This is a genomic window from Salmonella sp. SAL03688 (assembly GCF_046551895.1).
Classification (GTDB): Bacteria; Pseudomonadota; Gammaproteobacteria; order Enterobacterales; family Enterobacteriaceae; genus Salmonella; species Salmonella enterica.
Window position 1 is genome coordinate 148,511 of sequence record NZ_JBGDVI010000002.1, and the last position, 17,192, is coordinate 165,702.

Sequence of the window (17,192 nt, forward strand, 5' to 3'; positions counted from 1 at the left end):
ATGAGTACTCAATTTACGACGCCTGTAGTGACTGAAATGCAGGTTATCCCGGTTGCGGGTCATGACAGTATGCTGATGAACCTGAGCGGCGCGCACGCCCCGTTCTTCACGCGCAACATCGTCATTATTAAAGATAACTCCGGCCATACCGGGGTCGGCGAGATTCCGGGCGGCGAAAAAATTCGCAAAACGCTGGAAGATGCGATCCCACTGGTGGTGGGAAAAACGCTGGGTGAATATAAAAATGTCCTGACCGCCGTTCGCAACCAGTTTGCCGATCGCGATGCGGGCGGACGCGGTTTACAAACGTTCGATCTCCGTACCACTATCCATGTGGTGACTGGCATTGAAGCGGCAATGCTTGACCTTTTGGGCCAACACTTGGGCGTCAACGTCGCTTCGCTGTTAGGCGACGGTCAGCAGCGAAGCGAAGTCGAAATGCTGGGTTATCTGTTCTTTGTCGGTAATCGCAAGGCTACGCCGCTGCCGTATCAGAGCCAGCCGGATGAGCAATGCGACTGGTATCGTCTGCGCCATGAAGAGGCGATGACGCCGGAAACGGTAGTGCGTCTGGCGGAAGCCGCCTATGAAAAATACGGCTTCAACGACTTCAAACTGAAAGGCGGCGTGCTGGCGGGCGAAGAAGAGGCCGAGTCAATCGTGGCGCTGGCGAAACGTTTCCCACAAGCGCGCGTCACGCTCGATCCAAACGGTGCCTGGTCGCTGAACGAAGCGATCAGCATTGGTAAATACCTGAAAGGTTCTCTGGCCTATGCAGAAGATCCGTGCGGCGCGGAGCAGGGTTTTTCTGGTCGTGAAGTGATGGCGGAATTCCGTCGCGCGACCGGATTACCGACGGCCACCAATATGATAGCGACCGACTGGCGTCAAATGGGGCATACGCTGTCGCTGCAATCCGTCGATATCCCGCTGGCGGACCCGCACTTCTGGACTATGCAAGGCTCTGTACGCGTGGCGCAAATGTGTCATGAGTTCGGTCTGACCTGGGGCTCGCACTCTAACAACCACTTTGATATTTCGTTGGCGATGTTTACCCATGTTGCCGCGGCGGCGCCGGGCAAGATCACCGCGATCGATACCCACTGGATCTGGCAGGAAGGCAACCAACGTCTGACTAAAGAACCGTTTGAAATTAAAGGCGGCATGGTGCAAGTACCGACCAAACCGGGTCTGGGCGTTGAGCTCGATATGGATCAGGTGATGAAAGCGCATGAGCTCTATCAAAAACATGGCTTAGGCGCGCGTGACGACGCGATGGGAATGCAGTACTTAATTCCTGGCTGGACGTTTGATAATAAGCGTCCTTGCATGGTGCGTTAAGTCAGAGCCGGTTCCGTAAGGAACCGGTTCTTCTCTGGGTGTATGCTTAACAGGATCAACATGCGTAAGGACGACTTATGAAAATAGTGATCGCACCAGACTCGTATAAGGAAAGTTTGAGTGCTCTTGAGGTAGCGACCGCCATTGAACAAGGATTTCGCGAGATCTGGCCTGACGCCGATTACCTGAAATTACCGCTGGCTGATGGCGGAGAAGGTACTGTCGAAGCGATGGTTGAAGCGACGGCGGGTCGAATCGTACATGTTGAGGTCACCGGGCCGTTGGGGCATCGCGTCAATGCGTTTTATGGGCTTTCCGGCGATGCGCGTTCCGCGTTCATTGAAATGGCGGCCGCCAGCGGGCTGGAGCAGGTGCCGCCCGCGCAACGCGATCCGTTGAAGACCACGTCATGGGGAACCGGCGAGCTGATCCGTCATGCGCTGGATGCGGGCGTTGAGCATATCATTATTGGTATCGGCGGTAGCGCCACCAACGATGGCGGCGCGGGGATGGTGCAGGCGCTGGGGGCCAGGCTACGGGATGCGCAGGGCAATGATATTGCGCAAGGCGGCATTGGGCTGGAAACACTCGCCAGCATTGATATCAGCGGTCTGGATAAGCGTTTGTCGGCGTGTCATATAGAGGTCGCCTGCGATGTCACGAATCCCCTTACCGGTAAAGAGGGCGCTTCTGCGGTTTTTGGTCCGCAAAAAGGGGCGACGCCGGAAATGATTGAACGCCTGGATACGGCATTGACTCGCTATGCGCATTTGATTGCCCGCGATCTGCATGTCGATGTGTTGGATCTGGCAGGCGGCGGCGCGGCAGGCGGCATGGGGGCGGCGTTATACGCGTTTTGCGGCGCGCAGCTACGGCGTGGTATTGAGATTGTCACCGATGCGCTTCATCTGGAAGCGTGTCTTGCGGATGCCGATTTAGTCATCACCGGCGAGGGCCGCATCGACAGTCAGACCATTCACGGTAAAGTCCCTATTGGCGTGGCAAACATCGCCAAACGGTATAACAAGCCGGTAATTGGTATTGCGGGTAGCCTGACGGCGGACGTTGGCGTGGTTCATGAACATGGGCTTGATGCCGTTTTCAGCGTGATTTATACCATCTGCACGTTGGAGGACGCGCTGAAGAATGCGAGTGAAAACGTACGAATGACCGCGCGCAACGTGGCTGCAACGCTGAAAGCGGGGCAACAGTTACGCTGAGTTGTAGGCCGGATAAGGCGGTCACGCCGCCATCCGGCGAATATCAGCCTAATATCTTCTTCGCTTCACGCGCGACATTATCCATCTCATCCAGCAGCTCCAGAAACTCAGGCTCCAGCTCCTCTTCGTGGACGCCGCTGCGAAGCTGTTGCTCAATAAGCTGGCAAAGGTTCTTCATCCGCGGTACGCCGCTATAGCCGCAGCTCCCGTGTAGCTTATGGACCAGATCGACCAGACCGTTGGGATTTTCTCCCACCAGTTGTTCTTCAATTTTGTTGCGCACTTCCGGCAGAAAATCAATCAGCATTTGCAGCATATCCCGTGCCAGATCGGGCTTACCGGCAGCCTGGCGGAGCGCAAGCTGCCAGTCGAGCGTCGCATTTGGATTGAAGATAAACTCAGCCGGTTCCGGCGCCATCAGACGCGCTGCTACGTTGGCGCCGGGTTTATAGCGCAGCAACAGATTATGCAACTTCTCTTCTTCTATCGGTTTAGCCAGATAGTCGTTCATGCCCGCGCTGAGCAACTTCTCTTTTTGCCCGGCCATCGCATGTGCCGTAACGGCAATAACCGGTGTTTGCTGCTGATGAGGAAGCTGGTGAATCAATTCGCAGGCGCGTATGCCGTCCATATCCGGCATCTGAATATCCATCAAAATCAGATCAAACTGCATTTGTTTCGCCCGATCCACCGCCTGATGTCCGCTATCACAAAGCTCTACGTGCTGGACTTTATCTTCCAGTAACGCGCCGATAAGTTTCAGATTGGCGGGATTATCATCAACCGCCATAACCGTCATGGTGATTTTACTGGTATCCATTAGCAGCGGTTCAGGATGGTGATTCAACTGGCAATATTCCGTCAGCGCTGGCAACAGGCGCGTTGACGTCAATGGTTTTAACAGACAGGCCGCCGCGCCTCCTTGTTTCAGCTTTTCGGCGTTAATTTGCGCATGGCAAGGTAGCGCCAGCAGTAGAAAGTCCGTCATTGACGCCGCTTTCGCCAGACGTTCATGCTGCATGGTGAGCGGTTCGCGGAAGGTCACCGGAACGCTCAAAATCATAATATCGTAGTGCGCTAACGGCAGCGCGGAGAAGGTCGGGCTGTAAACCACCTCCACCGGCGTGTCGCTCAGTAGATCCAGGGTACATTGCGCGGCGGTAGCATTCGGTTCGACATAAGCCAGCCGTTTTCCGGCCAGACATGCGGTCGACGGCCCGTCAATAATAACATTTGGGTTAAGATCAAGATTAATATGAAACCAGAAGGTCGAGCCGCGATTAGGCTGGCTGTGGAAAGAGATATCCCCGCCCATTTCGTTGACCAGCTTTTGCGTAATCACCAGCCCAAGCCCGGTGCCGCCGTGACGGCGAGAAATACTGGCATCGGCCTGGCGAAACGCCTGAAACAGTCGCGACTGGTCGCGTTCCGGAATGCCGATCCCCGTATCGCGGATCTGCACTTCAATCTGTACTTTGGTGTTACTAAGCGCCCGCTTTTCTACCAGAATGTCGATATTGCCACTCTCGGTGAACTTAATGGCATTACCCACCAGATTAGTAATGACCTGTTGCAGGCGCAGCGGGTCGCCAATCACATTATCCGGGACGTCGTTTTTAATATTTAACGTCAACTCCAGCCCTTTATCATGCGACGAGTGGGCCAGCAGCGTAACCACTTCATCCAGCGTGTTGCGCAGTGGAAAAGGGATACTTTCCAGAATGAGCTTACCGGCTTCCAGCTTGGAGAAATCAAGCACGTCATTAATGATCGCCAGCAGATTATTCGCGGAACGCTCAATGGTGTTCAGATGGTCGCGCTGGGTGGGGTTCAGCTCCGTTTTTAATGTCAGGCGGGTAAAGCCAATGACGCCGTTCAGCGGCGTTCGCAGTTCGTGCGACATGTTCGCCAGGAACTCCGACTTAATACGCGCCGCTTCCTGGGCGCGCTTTTTCGCCAGATCCAGCTCAACGTTTTGGATTTCCATCTGCTCAAGGGTTTCACGCAGGTCCGAGGTGGCCTGATCGATATTATGCTGCATCTCTTCGTGATAGGCGGCAAGCGACATCGCCATGGAATTAATGCCGTTTTTCAGCATGTCCAGCTCGCCCAGCATAAATCCTTCCACACGGCTATCCAGTTGTCCGCGGCGAATGCGGTCAACGGTATTCACCATATTACGGATAGGCCCGGTGACATCGCGCATAAGCCGCCAGCCAAAGATCAGCGCAATGCCAATACAAAAAAGCATCATCACGCTGGAGATAAAAATCTCTTTGTATTGCTGTAGCCTTACCGACTTGAGATCCAGTTCAAGTGCCACATACCCCAGCATATTTTTGGTATTTTTCGCGTCGGCAATCGCTGACTCGTCCGGCGAATAGCTCTCCGAGATAATCGGGGTGCGCAGAATCATAATATCGCCGTGGCGATCGACGCTCAGACGACGTGGAAACGGCGCTCCGGCGGGAAGCTGCATCTGTGAGGGGTCCAGATGGAAATTAGACGTTACAAACAGGCGGTTATGATCGTCATAAACGGAAATCGCCCGCACAATATCAGAGTGTCTGCGGTGCAGGACGCTGATAAGTTGGCCGATAGACTCCCGGTTTTGTAAGTTCATACCATATTCGCTGGAGACGGCGAGCGGTTCAATAATACTGGCGCCGGCATCTTCCAGTTGACGCTGCAGGTCGTTATAGCGGTGCACTACAAAAAAGATACTGAGCAGCAAACCTATCAGGACGGTCGGGGCCAGGATCAGAATCATCATGCGTGCGCGCAGGCTGTAGTTGGTCATGGAGTTCCGTTATGGGACAATTAGGGTCACACTGTTAAATTGAGAAAAAGCTGGTCGATGGCGCAATTCTACTCTGCAAAACGGCGCGTGACGACGCGTCAGATCATAACCGTTAAAGTCAATGACCTCGATTCATTTGGTCAGGGCGTAGCCCGTCATAACGGAAAGGCGCTGTTTATCCCCGGTTTATTGCCTGAGGAAAGCGCAGAAGTCATTATTACAGAAGATAAAAAGCAATTTGCCCGCGCACGCGTTTCGCGCCGTTTGAATGATAGCCCGGAACGAGAAACGCCGCGCTGCCCGCATTTTGGCGTCTGCGGCGGTTGTCAGCAACAGCATGTCAGCATCACCCTGCAACAACGCAGCAAAAGCGCGGCGCTGGCGCGTTTGATGAAACACGAGGTGAATGACATCATCGCCGGCGCGCCCTGGGGTTATCGGCGTCGTGCGCGGTTAAGTCTGAATTGCCCGCCGGATAAACCGCTGCAAATGGGATTTCGCAAAGCGGGTTCCAGCGATATCGTCAATGTCGAACAGTGCCCTGTTTTGGCGCCCCAGCTTGCAGCATTGCTGCCCCGAATCAGGGCGTGTCTGGCGAGTTTACACGGCACCCGACATCTTGGGCATGTTGAGCTGGTACAGGCGGGAAGCGGTACGCTGATGATTCTGCGCCATACCGCGCCATTAAGTGCGGCGGATAAAGAAAAACTGGAACGCTTTTCGCATTCTGAGGGATTGTCTCTGTTTCTGGCGCCGTTTAGCGAGATACTGGAAACGGTATCTGGCGAGGCGCCCTGGTATGATTCGCACGGCTTACGTTTAGCCTTCAGTCCGCGAGACTTTATTCAGGTTAATGAGGCGGTAAACCAGCAAATGGTCGCCCGCGCGCTGGAGTGGCTTGATGTGCGCGCCGAGGATCGTGTCTTGGATCTGTTCTGCGGAATGGGGAATTTTACGCTGCCGCTGGCAACGCGCGCGGCAAGCGTGGTAGGGGTTGAGGGCGTTCCGGCGCTGGTAGAAAAAGGCCGTGAAAACGCCATCCGCAATGGTTTACATAATGTGACATTCTTCCATGAGAACCTGGAGGAAGATGTCACGAAGCAGCCGTGGGCGAAAAACGGCTTTGACAAAGTCTTACTCGATCCTGCGCGTGCGGGGGCTACAGGAGTGATGCGACATATTATAAAATTAAAACCTATTCGCATTGTTTATGTATCCTGTAACCCGGCGACGCTGGCGCGCGATAGTGAAGCGCTGGTCAATGCGGGATATGAGGTTACGCGTTTAGCGATGCTCGACATGTTCCCGCACACAGGACATCTGGAATCAATGGTTCTGTTCGAGCGCATGTAATGATTACCGGCTTACCGACTTCGGTAGGCCTGGTCCCTTAAGGAGAGGACGATGGTCGCGGTAAGAAGTGCACATATTAATAAAGCTGGTGAATTTGATCCGAAGAAGTGGATCGCAAGCCTGGGAATTTCCAGCCAGCAGTCGTGTGAGCGCTTAGCCGAAACCTGGGCGTATTGCCTGCAACAGACACAAGGACATCCGGATGCGGATCTGTTGCTGTGGCGTGGCGTGGAGATGGTAGAAATTCTTTCCACGCTGAGTATGGATATCGACACGCTGCGGGCGGCGCTACTGTTCCCTCTGGCCGACGCCAACGTAGTCAGCGAAGATGTACTGCGCGAAAGCGTCGGCAAATCTATCGTTACCCTGATTCATGGCGTGCGCGATATGGCGGCGATCCGTCAGCTAAACGCCACTCATAACGACTCTGTTTCTTCGGAGCAGGTTGATAACGTCCGTCGAATGTTATTGGCGATGGTGGATGATTTCCGCTGCGTGGTGATCAAACTGGCCGAGCGAATCGCTCATTTGCGCGAAGTGAAAGAGGCGCCGGAAGATGAGCGCGTGCTGGCGGCGAAAGAATGTACCAACATCTATGCGCCGCTCGCTAATCGTCTGGGCATCGGGCAACTGAAGTGGGAACTGGAAGACTACTGTTTCCGCTACCTGCATCCGGCGGAATACAAACGCATCGCCAAACTGCTGCATGAGCGCCGTCTCGATCGCGAACATTACATCGAAGAGTTTGTTGGACATCTGCGCGCCGAAATGAAAAACGAAGGCGTGCAGGCGGAAGTCTACGGACGACCAAAACATATTTATAGCATCTGGCGCAAAATGCAGAAAAAGCATCTGGCGTTTGATGAACTCTTTGACGTGCGCGCCGTGCGTATTGTCGCTGAACGTCTGCAGGACTGCTACGCCGCGTTGGGGATAGTGCATACGCACTATCGTCACCTGCCGGATGAATTCGATGATTATGTCGCTAACCCCAAACCGAACGGTTACCAGTCTATCCACACCGTGGTCCTGGGGCCGGGCGGTAAAACCGTTGAGATCCAGATCCGTACCAAACAGATGCATGAAGACGCCGAACTGGGCGTGGCGGCACACTGGAAGTATAAAGAAGGCGCCGCGTCCGGCGGCGTGCGTTCCGGTCATGAAGACAGAATTGCGTGGCTGCGTAAGCTGATCGCCTGGCAGGAAGAGATGGCCGATTCCGGCGAAATGCTGGATGAAGTGCGCAGCCAGGTGTTTGACGATCGGGTCTACGTTTTTACGCCAAAAGGCGACGTGGTTGACTTGCCTGCCGGATCTACGCCGCTCGATTTTGCTTACCACATCCACAGCGATGTCGGGCACCGCTGCATCGGCGCGAAAATTGGTGGGCGCATCGTACCGTTTACCTACCAGTTACAGATGGGCGATCAGGTTGAAATTATCACTCAGAAGCAGCCGAATCCCAGCCGCGACTGGCTGAATCCAAACCTGGGCTATGTGACGACCAGCCGCGGACGCTCGAAAATTCACGCCTGGTTCCGTAAACAGGACCGTGACAAAAATATCCTGGCTGGACGGCAGATCCTCGACGATGAGCTGGCGCATTTGGGGATTAGCCTGAAAGAGGCCGAGAAACATCTGCTGCCGCGCTACAACTTTAATGAGCTGGAAGAGTTGCTGGCGGCGATAGGCGGCGGTGATATCCGTCTTAATCAGATGGTGAATTTCCTGCAATCGCAGTTCAATAAGCCGAGTGCAGAGGAGCAGGATGCTGCGGCGCTGAAACAGCTTCAGCAAAAAACATACGCGCCGCAAAATCGTCGTAAAGACGACGGGCGCGTAGTGGTAGAAGGCGTGGGTAATTTGATGCACCACATCGCGCGCTGCTGCCAGCCGATTCCGGGGGATGAAATCGTTGGGTTTATCACTCAGGGGCGCGGTATTTCCGTGCACCGGGCCGACTGCGAACAGTTGGCGGAACTGCGCTCCCATGCGCCGGAGCGGATCGTAGAGGCGGTATGGGGCGAGAGCTACTCGGCGGGATATTCGCTGGTGGTGCGCGTCCAGGCCAACGATCGCAGCGGCTTGCTACGCGATATCACCACCATTCTGGCTAACGAAAAAGTCAACGTGCTGGGCGTCGCCAGCCGCAGCGACATTAAACAGCAGATCGCCACCATTGATATGACCATCGAGATCTACAACCTGCAGGTGCTGGGCCGCGTGCTCGGTAAGCTGAACCAGGTGCCGGATGTGATTGATGCACGGCGACTGCACGGGGGGTAAACCCCAGACAGTAATCATGTAGCGGCTTTGCTACTCGTTCAGCAAAGCCGTATTAGCAACCCCATAAGCATGAGATATGGGGTATGTTTTTGACGTACATTTCATTTCCAGTGTACTCTTATGTAAGATTTATACTTACAGTGGAGGCTGTTATGGCCAGAACAATGACCGTTGATCTTGGCGATGAACTGCGCGAGTTTATTGAATCGCTCATAGAATCAGGTGATTACAGAACACAAAGTGAAGTGATCAGAGAGTCTCTTCGTCTGCTGAGGGAAAAACAGGCCGAGTCACGACTTCAGGCGTTACGTGAACTTCTGGCTGAAGGTCTGAACAGCGGAGAGCCGCAGGCCTGGGAAAAGGATGCCTTTTTACGGAAGGTCAAAACAGGGATGATCAAACCCGATGAGAATGGTAAAATTAACGCCAAAGGCCAGTGAAGATCTGGAAAATATCTGGCATTACGGCTGGCAGCATTTTGGCGAAATAAAGGCCGATCGATATATTAATCATCTATCAGAAATATTCAGCATTATGAGTGCCAATAACATTGGCACGCCTCGACCTGAACTGGGTGAATACATTTATGCCTTACCGTTTGAAAGGCATATTATCTATTTTATACAATCAGTTACGGAAGTTATCGTGATACGTATTCTGAGCCAGCATCAGGATGCTGGTAAGCATGTAAATTGGTTATAGCCTTTTTATTTAAAAAACAAGTTATACCCTATGTGATATCGCTTAAGATTTTATGTCTTTGAAATACGTAACACCTATTTTGAATTCCATTCATTACTATAATATTTATTGTATGAATAATTAGCTATGAGTCTGGATCTAAGCTTCCTCATTCTTTATCTTTTTTCATCATTAACTCTTTTCGCCCTGCAATTCTGGATCTATTTTCTGATCTATCCCGTGAGGGGTTGACCTCCTTTCTGGTATGCCGAAGCGTTCCCTGTGCAACCAAAACGAAAGATTTTCCCTTCGACGTTAAATCACTGTGCCTGCCCATCTACCTGCCATATCATTCAATTCGGCATTGATCTTAACGTATCCAGATCCAAATGTATTGTTGGTGAAGCACATAAATAGAATAAATGAAATTATGATTCTTTTGCTTATGGTCATCATTTTTCCTGTGTTTATTCGTAGGGTATCAAAACGGTGATTGCACAAGTTGTATCAATATTTACATTTCCCCATGAGCCAACTAGGTTACCTATATTACCACCACTTACATACGATGCTGGTTTAAACTCTAAAGTTGCTTTTTTATCAGGGCATTGAACATTTACTTTGGCATTTTCATTAGTGTACATGCAATCATAGCCACTACATAGATTCCCATCGCTAAAAATATAAATAGATGTAATCTTTAGTTTGTCAGCGCTTCCAATATACTTTTTTTCTATGTTGTGAGTAATAATATCTCCGTCAAAGGAAGCATCAAGCGCAGTAGGTATTAATTTACTGTCCATTGTTGATGCAGTTTCAGTGCCAGTGAAATAGGTGGCTGTTCCATAAAGACTTGTTGCAGTGGGACCATTAATCGATATGGAAGAGTTAATATCATTGCCTATGATGGTATTTAGTGAAGCGCGTATTGGGTTTGCGCTTGCATAAGTAATGTTGCTTGCAGTGATATCACCAGTTAATTGTATGGAACCTACACTGCTACTCGCATTCAACCAACTTTGTCTTGTATCTCTTATTCTAATAGTATTACGTGTAATTACTGCGCCTTTATCAATAGTTAAGGGGATAGCTACATCGATTGGATTGTTACTTTGACACGGGGTAGGGTAAACGCTCGGTATTCTGGGTTTGCTATCACAAGTACTTACGCTTGTGACATTAATGTTTTGGCTAACTGAAACACTATAACCCCCTATTTTGGCAATTTCTAATCCTGCAGGGATACTAAGGGTTGACGTAATAGTATAGTAGTCTCCGGTACCAGTATTGGTATAATTTGACTCTATAGGTGCCAGGCTGCAAACGGTGGAACAAGGAAACAGTGAACCATAGAGACGATTGTTAAATACTAATGTTCCCCCGAGGTTTACCTCAATCAAGGCCGCATAACTAAAGTTGCAAAAAATGTATAAAACAACACCGCAAAATATCTTTTTCATTTTTCTTTTTATCCGTAGTTAGTTTTATCCTTTCCACAGGAAGGGATCCTGGAGTGTGATGGTAGTATTAATGATTATAAATTATCATGTGGTTTATCTTTTTTGAGCTTTAGATTTTTGTTCATATACCTACTGATATTCAAAGTTAACCGTTACAGTGCTACTAAATTCCCCCGGCATAACATCTTCACCAGCGTATTTTTGCAGCCTGGCCTGCAAGTTGATGGTGGTAATCCCTTCCTTCAGCACAAAAGCTGTACCCTCTGTTGCATTGATACTCACTGGTTGCTGTGCAGCCGTTTCCACGCCAATCGCAAAACCACTGGCCTTCGACGAGGGCTCCAGCGCCAGCAGTCCGGGCAGGGTACTGTCTTCAACGCCCTGAAAGGTCACCAGCACGCCGTTGGCTAGCGCTGTTTTGCAATCCTGGAGGCTAAGTGTGAATGGAACAGGAGTCGTTTGCCCGCTGGCGTCGAAATTGTCACTGCCAATAGTATGAAAATCCACCGTTGCCATCGTGTCATTATCCACTACCAGGTTACAGGCGCCGGCAACCAGCTTACCGCTGTAGTGCACATTAGGCGTGGCGGCAGGTAGCGTATTGCAAACCGCCCATAACATTACGCCTCCGATCAAATGCCCGGCAGTTTGAAAAATACGGTTCATTGGTAATCCACCTGTAACGTGGCAAAAGCCTCAAAATCGCCTTCGGCAGGCTCTGTACCGGGCTGTTTTACCGGCACGGCTTTTAGTGTGGGAAGCGATGATTCATCGATAGTTAGCGACGTGCCGGGAGGAAACACCGTGCCGTTCTGCTGAAGTTCAATGCCCAGCTCAGGGACATTGGTGGTTAAGGCATTTGCGGAGTAAGGCGTCGCCGTGCCCAGATAGCTCAACGTAAAAGTTAATGCGTCATCGCGAAAGCTGCTGTCGCAGGTAAGGGTCCACGGGATCTCGGTCAGGTAATTGACGCCGTCAATATTATCAATAATCACGCTACCAAAACTGACCTCCAGCGTTTCACCATTATTGATAGTACAGGCGGGCGGGTTTATCAGTTTGCCGTGAAAGGTCAAATTGTCGGCGCAGGCAAACTGGGTGATTAAAAGCGTCAGGATAAGCACCCTTTTCACTATGAATCTCTCCATCACTGGTAATCCACGACTAACGTCGCACTGGCGTTAAAATCGCCACCCGCTAACTGCGTGGTGGGCTCTTTAACCGGTACGGCTTCCAGCTCCGGCCCATTGCTGCCGCTCAGGGTGAAGTTCAGCCAATCCGTTATGCCAACCGGAACCAGTTGCTTATTGCCCGCCTGCTGAATACGGATGCCTAACCCCTGAACCGAAGTTTGCAGAACCTGCTCCCCGCTGATGGTGGTGGTGGTCCCCTGAATTTGTAGCTTCAGATAGTCGCTCGCTCTGCCATCGCAGTTCAGGCTGTAGCCCACAGGTTTCGTTTGAGAAGCATCGCCAACTTTGGTGGTCAGGACATCGCCAAACTCTACGGAAGCGCCGCCTATCGTACAGGGCGGTGGTTGAGTGACGACCAGATGTAGCTCCAGTTGCACGGTTTTTGTGCCGGCAGCCTCGGTGCCGGCAACGAATCCACCGCACAGCAGCACCAGTATTTTCCAGCGAGTCAACATCGTCATGGATCTCTTTCGCACAGGATTACTTATTCGCTTTCTTCTCAGCGTCACGGGTTTTTTCCTCATTGACCTTACAGGTATTCCCTGAGCAGGTGAAAACCAGCAGGCGATGGCCGCCGTAATCATCGACGTAGCCCACCACCGGCGAGCTGCCGAGCGAGGCACCTTTGATGGGAGAGGTCACTTTTTCACGCGGGGCAATCAGCAGGTTTTTAAAGCCGGAGGCGGTTTCGTTCTCTTTGCTACCGGCATTGCTGATGACGAGGTAAAACGGTGTGGGGTTGTCGAAGATCACACCATCGCCCTGGTAGGTCAGCGTGAGCTTCGTTTGCCACGGGTGCGCCTTATCCACCTGCCGGGCGACGGCTACCGGGCGGTAGAAAAACTTAATACGCGTTTGCAGCGCCAGCTGGAGCGTATTAGGCTTATCGCTTTTCGGCGGAATTTCCCGCACGTTGAAATAAAACAGACTTTCCCGGTCCTGCGGTAGGCTAGCCGCGGCTGGTAACGGCTGGACTTTAACCTGCCCGTCGGATTTTGGCTCAATACGCTGCAGCGGCGGCAGGGCGGTAAAATAGCGGGTATCTTTGGCGAACTTATCGTCTTCCAGCCACGCCTGTGCGAGGTAGGGCAGAGTGGCGTTGCCGTTTTTCAGCGTGACGGTGATTGAATTTTCATTGCCGTTAAAAATAACGCGGGTACGATCCGGCACAATCGCGCTGTGCGATACCAGCGGCGCAGCCAGTAATACCGAAGCGATAAGCGCCTGGCGCTTAAAATGGTTGGTCTTGTTCATTACAGGTTCCCTTTATTCCATATCCTTGCGATTCACCGCATGGTTGTCAGCCAGCGGTATGGGCGGGGTTTGAGTGGTTGTCGCCACCGGCGCGGCCGGTTGGCCATCGGTTTGCGTATGTTCCTGGATTAGCGGTTGCGCAGGCAGCGGAGAACTTTTCTGCGGTGCGGTGGGGGGCTGACCTTCCAGCATTTTGCACGGCAGCAATAGCGCGTTGGCCAATAGCTCCGGTGTAAACGTGGGCGGGAGTGATGCTTCACACTGCGCCGCGCCATCCCAGAAGACTTTCAATGTTTCCCCGGCTTTTACGCCCGCCAGCCAGGCGTTGCCGTCATCGGCCACCAGGCCCAACTGCTGCTGGCGCTCGTTTTTCACTTCGGCGCCGAACGGTGGGAAGTCGCCGTCTGCCAGCCGGAAAACCGCCATCATTTTCTCGCCGCTGACCACGTCAAAGTGACGGTAGCCGATGGCGCCTTCGGTGAGCGTGATCTGCACAACCGACTTAGTAGCTTCCGCCTTCTCCGGCAATTTGTTCAGATCGATACGCGCCAGGCTGCGCGAATAGCTTCCGACATCCGCAATCACGGCCTTGCCGAAAATGTTGGTTGAGGTTGGCGAGCCGTTACCGCTAACGGGGACGTCCGCAATGCCGTCGGTATCAACCAGCAAACGTGTGCTGCCCGCTAAACTTCCCCGGTGTAGCGCGCCGCCCTGGGTGGTCAGCGTCATGCCGCCGCGCAGCGACATACCCAGCGAACGGTACGATCCTTCTTCATAATCCGCGCTCAGATCGATGTCCGTCAGCGCGCCCTGATGGCTGTAATAACCGTCTGCCTGCGCGCCTTGTTCATCCTGCCCGACGTGAAGCTGCCAGTTATCGCCGTTCTGGCTGTGGCCGGAATAGCCGAGCTGATTACGGTGTTGACTACCGTTAAACGTACCGTTGTAGCTGATGGAATCATTGCCCCAGGGAACAGACAGCGAGATATAGACACCATCATCTTTATCACCGTTATATTCGCTGCGATAGCCGTTCAGCGACGCACTGAGATTTTTTATCGACCCTAAGTCGAAGTACCAGGAAAGAGACAGGTTATAGTTACTCTGATCCGGGCTGTCCCAGAAGGTACTGCGTGAGTAGCTGAAATAGGCGCTCATGCCCTGTTCACGGAAGTTCTGGTTATAGGTGACCGTATAGCGTTCTTTTTCGTGACCGGCATTGAGATGATGATAGGTTTTCGCATCCAGATAGTCGCTCATGCTCATAAAGTTCTTTTCTGAGAAGCGGTATCCGGCAAAGGTCAGTCGGCTGTCGATTTCATCAAAGTCACGGGAGTAGCTGATGCGATATGAGTTACCCTGCAGAGTTTCGCCGTCAAACCCGTCGTCTTGCGGCATGTGGGCGATGGAGTGCGTAATGTCGACCGCCACCGCGCCCACCACGCCAAGATCCTTACCGCTTCCCAGCGCCACGGCCTGATAGTTGCTTTCTCCAATTGCGCCGCCATATAGCGACCAGCCGTTGGTGACCCCCCACGAAGCTTCCGCCGAGGCGAATGTGCCGGTAATGGGGTGATGATCCCAGTCCTGCGGGCGGCCCAGCGCCATCTTGTAGCGCACCATGCCGGGGCGCGTCAGGAAGGGAACCGATGCGGTGTTAACGTCAAACTCCTGGGTCTGACCGTTCTGCTCTTCCACGGTGACGTGCAACGTACCGGAAACGGACTGGTTGAGATCCTGAATACGGAACGGTCCTGCGGGCACCTGCGTTTCATACAGTACGCGCCCCTGCCAGGAGACTTTGACTTTTGCGTTAGAACGCGCAATGCCCACGATCTCCGGCGCATAGCCGCGCAGTTTCGGCGGCAGCATCTGATCGTCAGAAACGACGCTGGCACCGATATAGTTAAAGCTGTCGAAAACATCGGACTGGAGATAGCTTTCGCCCAGCGTAAGTTTGGCCCCGAGCGTCGGTAGTGCGCGATAGGCGTAGTAGCGGCTCCAGCTCTGATCGTGGAGGGTGGAAGTGTTCTCGTCATCGTCACGATGGTCGTAGCTGGCCTGCCAGTCGGCCCGCAGTCGCCATGCGCCCAGGTTCGCGCCTAACGTCCCGTTGCCGCTGATGCTTTGCTCTTCGCTGCCGCTTTCTTGATCGTGGCGGAGCTGATTATTAATGTTGTAATCCAGAATGATGCCGGGAATACCATTATCCCAGCGGGCGGGTGGGTCCCAGTCGACATCGCTGTATTCCATATACGCCTGGGGTAAATTCACCAGCAGCGTGGAGTGTCCCAGGTCGGCCTGAAAATCCATGCCTTTCAGTGAATCTGGCGCCAGACATTGTCGTTCACCGTGCGTTATCCAGACGAGTTTTTCCGCGAGTTCCGGCTTTATACCCAATTGCGTAACTAATTCTGGTTCTGCGCAAACCTCACTTCCTTGTGGGTCATGTTCTGGAATAACCCAGTTAACAGGAAATTCCTGCGGCAGAGTCTGTCCGTTAATTTTAATTTGTAAAAGGTAGACGCCTGGCAGAATAAAACCCTTACGAGAAAACTGTGCAATGTTAACGTTATCGCGATTTTTTACATCGAGGAAATCGGTATTAAATTCGATGTCTTTGCCTGACGCGCTATAAGGGGAGACGCTTAGAAGCATTCCCACTCCGCACGCTATTGGGCAAAGAACACTTTTCCATGTGTTATTCATCAAATATATTCCGCAATAAAACTCAACAGGAATACCCTACCTAAAGCGGCAGGGTATTATCGTCGTGACTCTGTTAACTGAATTACAGGTAAGAGATAGTGACGTTGGCGGCGCTGCTGAATTCACCTGTGCCTACGGTGCCGGTTGCTGCGCCAACCAGCCAGGCGGTGAAATTCAGGCTTTGCTTCTCATCAAGGATGGTGTCTCCGTCCAGGTCCGCAATGGCCTGTGTATAGGTATCGCCCAGTTTGATATTGTTTTTGCCAGCATCGCCGATTGCCAGGCTTACGTTGCTAATAGCGCCAGTGCCGTCAGTCTTCATCAGCGCGAGATTATCCGTGGCGCCTGTAGCCGCTGTGGTTCCACTACCTGTAGTGAATACCACATTCATATTTTTCTCGGTAGCCCAGGTACAACCCTCAAGATCGATATGAAAGGTACGGGCATTGTTGATGGTCGTTTTACCATTACTCAGCGTGCCATTACCGATACTTGAGCCCATATTGACTGTTTGATCTTCCGTATCCAATGTGAGAGAGCAGGGGGAGTCAACAATATTACCAAGGAAAGTGACCTTTGCTGTGTTGCTACCCGCGGCTTGAGCGCCGGAGACAATTCCCATAACTAAAGATGCAGTTACTGCCAGTTTACAAAAATGAGATGACTTCATCGTGTTATCCTTAATTAACGTGTTTTATGGCAGCATTTTGTACGCGTATACCAAGGGATATGCGGCATAGGGCCATGCTGCGGGCTTTGGGTAAAAATAGGTCATAATAAAAATATTATATTTCTACATTTTTATGAGTATATTCTTATGAGCTGAATGATCGTACCTGCTCATTGAATATTATATGTAATACTTTCAATATATTTATTTCATGTATGTTCCAGA

Annotated in this window: 14 protein-coding genes; 6 read left to right on the plus strand and 8 right to left on the minus strand. The window is 52.1% G+C overall.

The window, feature by feature from the left end:
* Together gudD and ACLJR2_RS02520 are read left to right on the plus strand one after the other, a co-directional pair.
* Positions 1-1,341, plus strand: coding sequence for a glucarate dehydratase (gene gudD, locus ACLJR2_RS02515; RefSeq protein ID WP_000107113.1), 1,341 nt, complete (start codon positions 1-3; stop codon positions 1,339-1,341).
* 77 nt (positions 1,342-1,418) lie between these two features.
* Positions 1,419-2,561, plus strand: a complete 1,143-nt coding sequence (locus ACLJR2_RS02520; protein ID WP_000706477.1) for a glycerate kinase — start codon at positions 1,419-1,421, stop codon at positions 2,559-2,561.
* A 43-nt stretch (positions 2,562-2,604) separates the two neighbouring features.
* Here ACLJR2_RS02520 and barA read toward each other — a convergent pair whose 3' ends face one another.
* A complete protein-coding gene (gene barA, locus ACLJR2_RS02525) occupies positions 2,605-5,361 on the minus strand; it encodes a two-component sensor histidine kinase BarA (RefSeq protein WP_000186400.1) in 2,757 nt (918 codons plus the stop codon).
* Positions 5,362-5,418: 57 nt separating this feature from the next.
* Between barA and rlmD the strand changes: the two genes are divergently transcribed.
* The 4 genes from rlmD to ACLJR2_RS02545 all read left to right on the plus strand — a co-directional run bounded on the left by rlmD (position 5,419) and on the right by ACLJR2_RS02545 (position 9,702).
* Complete coding sequence (gene rlmD, locus ACLJR2_RS02530) at positions 5,419-6,714, plus strand: 23S rRNA (uracil(1939)-C(5))-methyltransferase RlmD (protein ID WP_000046861.1); 1,296 nt, start codon at positions 5,419-5,421, stop codon at positions 6,712-6,714.
* A gap of 51 nt (positions 6,715-6,765) precedes the next feature.
* Positions 6,766-9,000 (plus strand): GTP diphosphokinase, encoded by a 2,235-nt coding sequence (gene relA / locus ACLJR2_RS02535; protein ID WP_000226841.1) that lies wholly within the window; start codon positions 6,766-6,768, stop codon positions 8,998-9,000.
* Positions 9,001-9,083: 83 nt separating this feature from the next.
* Positions 9,084-9,440: a type II toxin-antitoxin system ParD family antitoxin gene (locus tag ACLJR2_RS02540; RefSeq protein WP_000480218.1), complete on the plus strand. Its 357-nt coding sequence runs from the start codon at positions 9,084-9,086 to the stop codon at positions 9,438-9,440.
* Complete coding sequence (locus ACLJR2_RS02545) at positions 9,406-9,702, plus strand: type II toxin-antitoxin system RelE/ParE family toxin (protein ID WP_015633101.1); 297 nt, start codon at positions 9,406-9,408, stop codon at positions 9,700-9,702. The genes ACLJR2_RS02540 and ACLJR2_RS02545 overlap by 35 nt, the downstream gene beginning before the upstream one ends.
* A 446-nt stretch (positions 9,703-10,148) precedes the next feature.
* On the opposite strand, the gene ACLJR2_RS02550 is transcribed toward ACLJR2_RS02545, so the two are convergent.
* The 7 genes from ACLJR2_RS02550 to ACLJR2_RS02580 all read right to left on the minus strand — a co-directional run bounded on the left by ACLJR2_RS02550 (position 10,149) and on the right by ACLJR2_RS02580 (position 16,967).
* Positions 10,149-11,141 (minus strand): hypothetical protein, encoded by a 993-nt coding sequence (locus ACLJR2_RS02550; protein WP_001534276.1) that lies wholly within the window; start codon positions 11,139-11,141, stop codon positions 10,149-10,151.
* A 129-nt stretch (positions 11,142-11,270) separates the two neighbouring features.
* Positions 11,271-11,807 (minus strand): fimbrial protein, encoded by a 537-nt coding sequence (locus ACLJR2_RS02555; RefSeq protein ID WP_001079649.1) that lies wholly within the window; start codon positions 11,805-11,807, stop codon positions 11,271-11,273.
* Entirely contained in the window at positions 11,804-12,274 is a 471-nt protein-coding gene (locus ACLJR2_RS02560; RefSeq protein ID WP_000832397.1) for a fimbrial protein, read from the minus strand. The genes ACLJR2_RS02555 and ACLJR2_RS02560 overlap by 4 nt, the downstream gene beginning before the upstream one ends.
* A gap of 14 nt (positions 12,275-12,288) precedes the next feature.
* Positions 12,289-12,795 (minus strand): fimbrial protein, encoded by a 507-nt coding sequence (locus ACLJR2_RS02565; RefSeq protein ID WP_000178257.1) that lies wholly within the window; start codon positions 12,793-12,795, stop codon positions 12,289-12,291.
* A gap of 19 nt (positions 12,796-12,814) precedes the next feature.
* Entirely contained in the window at positions 12,815-13,588 is a 774-nt protein-coding gene (locus ACLJR2_RS02570; protein WP_001044458.1) for a fimbria/pilus periplasmic chaperone, read from the minus strand.
* A 12-nt stretch (positions 13,589-13,600) separates the two neighbouring features.
* Positions 13,601-16,297 carry a fimbrial biogenesis outer membrane usher protein gene (locus tag ACLJR2_RS02575; RefSeq protein ID WP_071586544.1) on the minus strand — a complete coding sequence of 899 codons (2,697 nt, stop codon included), beginning with the start codon at positions 16,295-16,297 and terminating at the stop codon, positions 13,601-13,603.
* An 82-nt stretch (positions 16,298-16,379) separates the two neighbouring features.
* Positions 16,380-16,967: a fimbrial protein gene (locus tag ACLJR2_RS02580; RefSeq protein WP_001534282.1), complete on the minus strand. Its 588-nt coding sequence runs from the start codon at positions 16,965-16,967 to the stop codon at positions 16,380-16,382.
* Positions 16,968-17,192 lie beyond the last annotated feature (225 nt).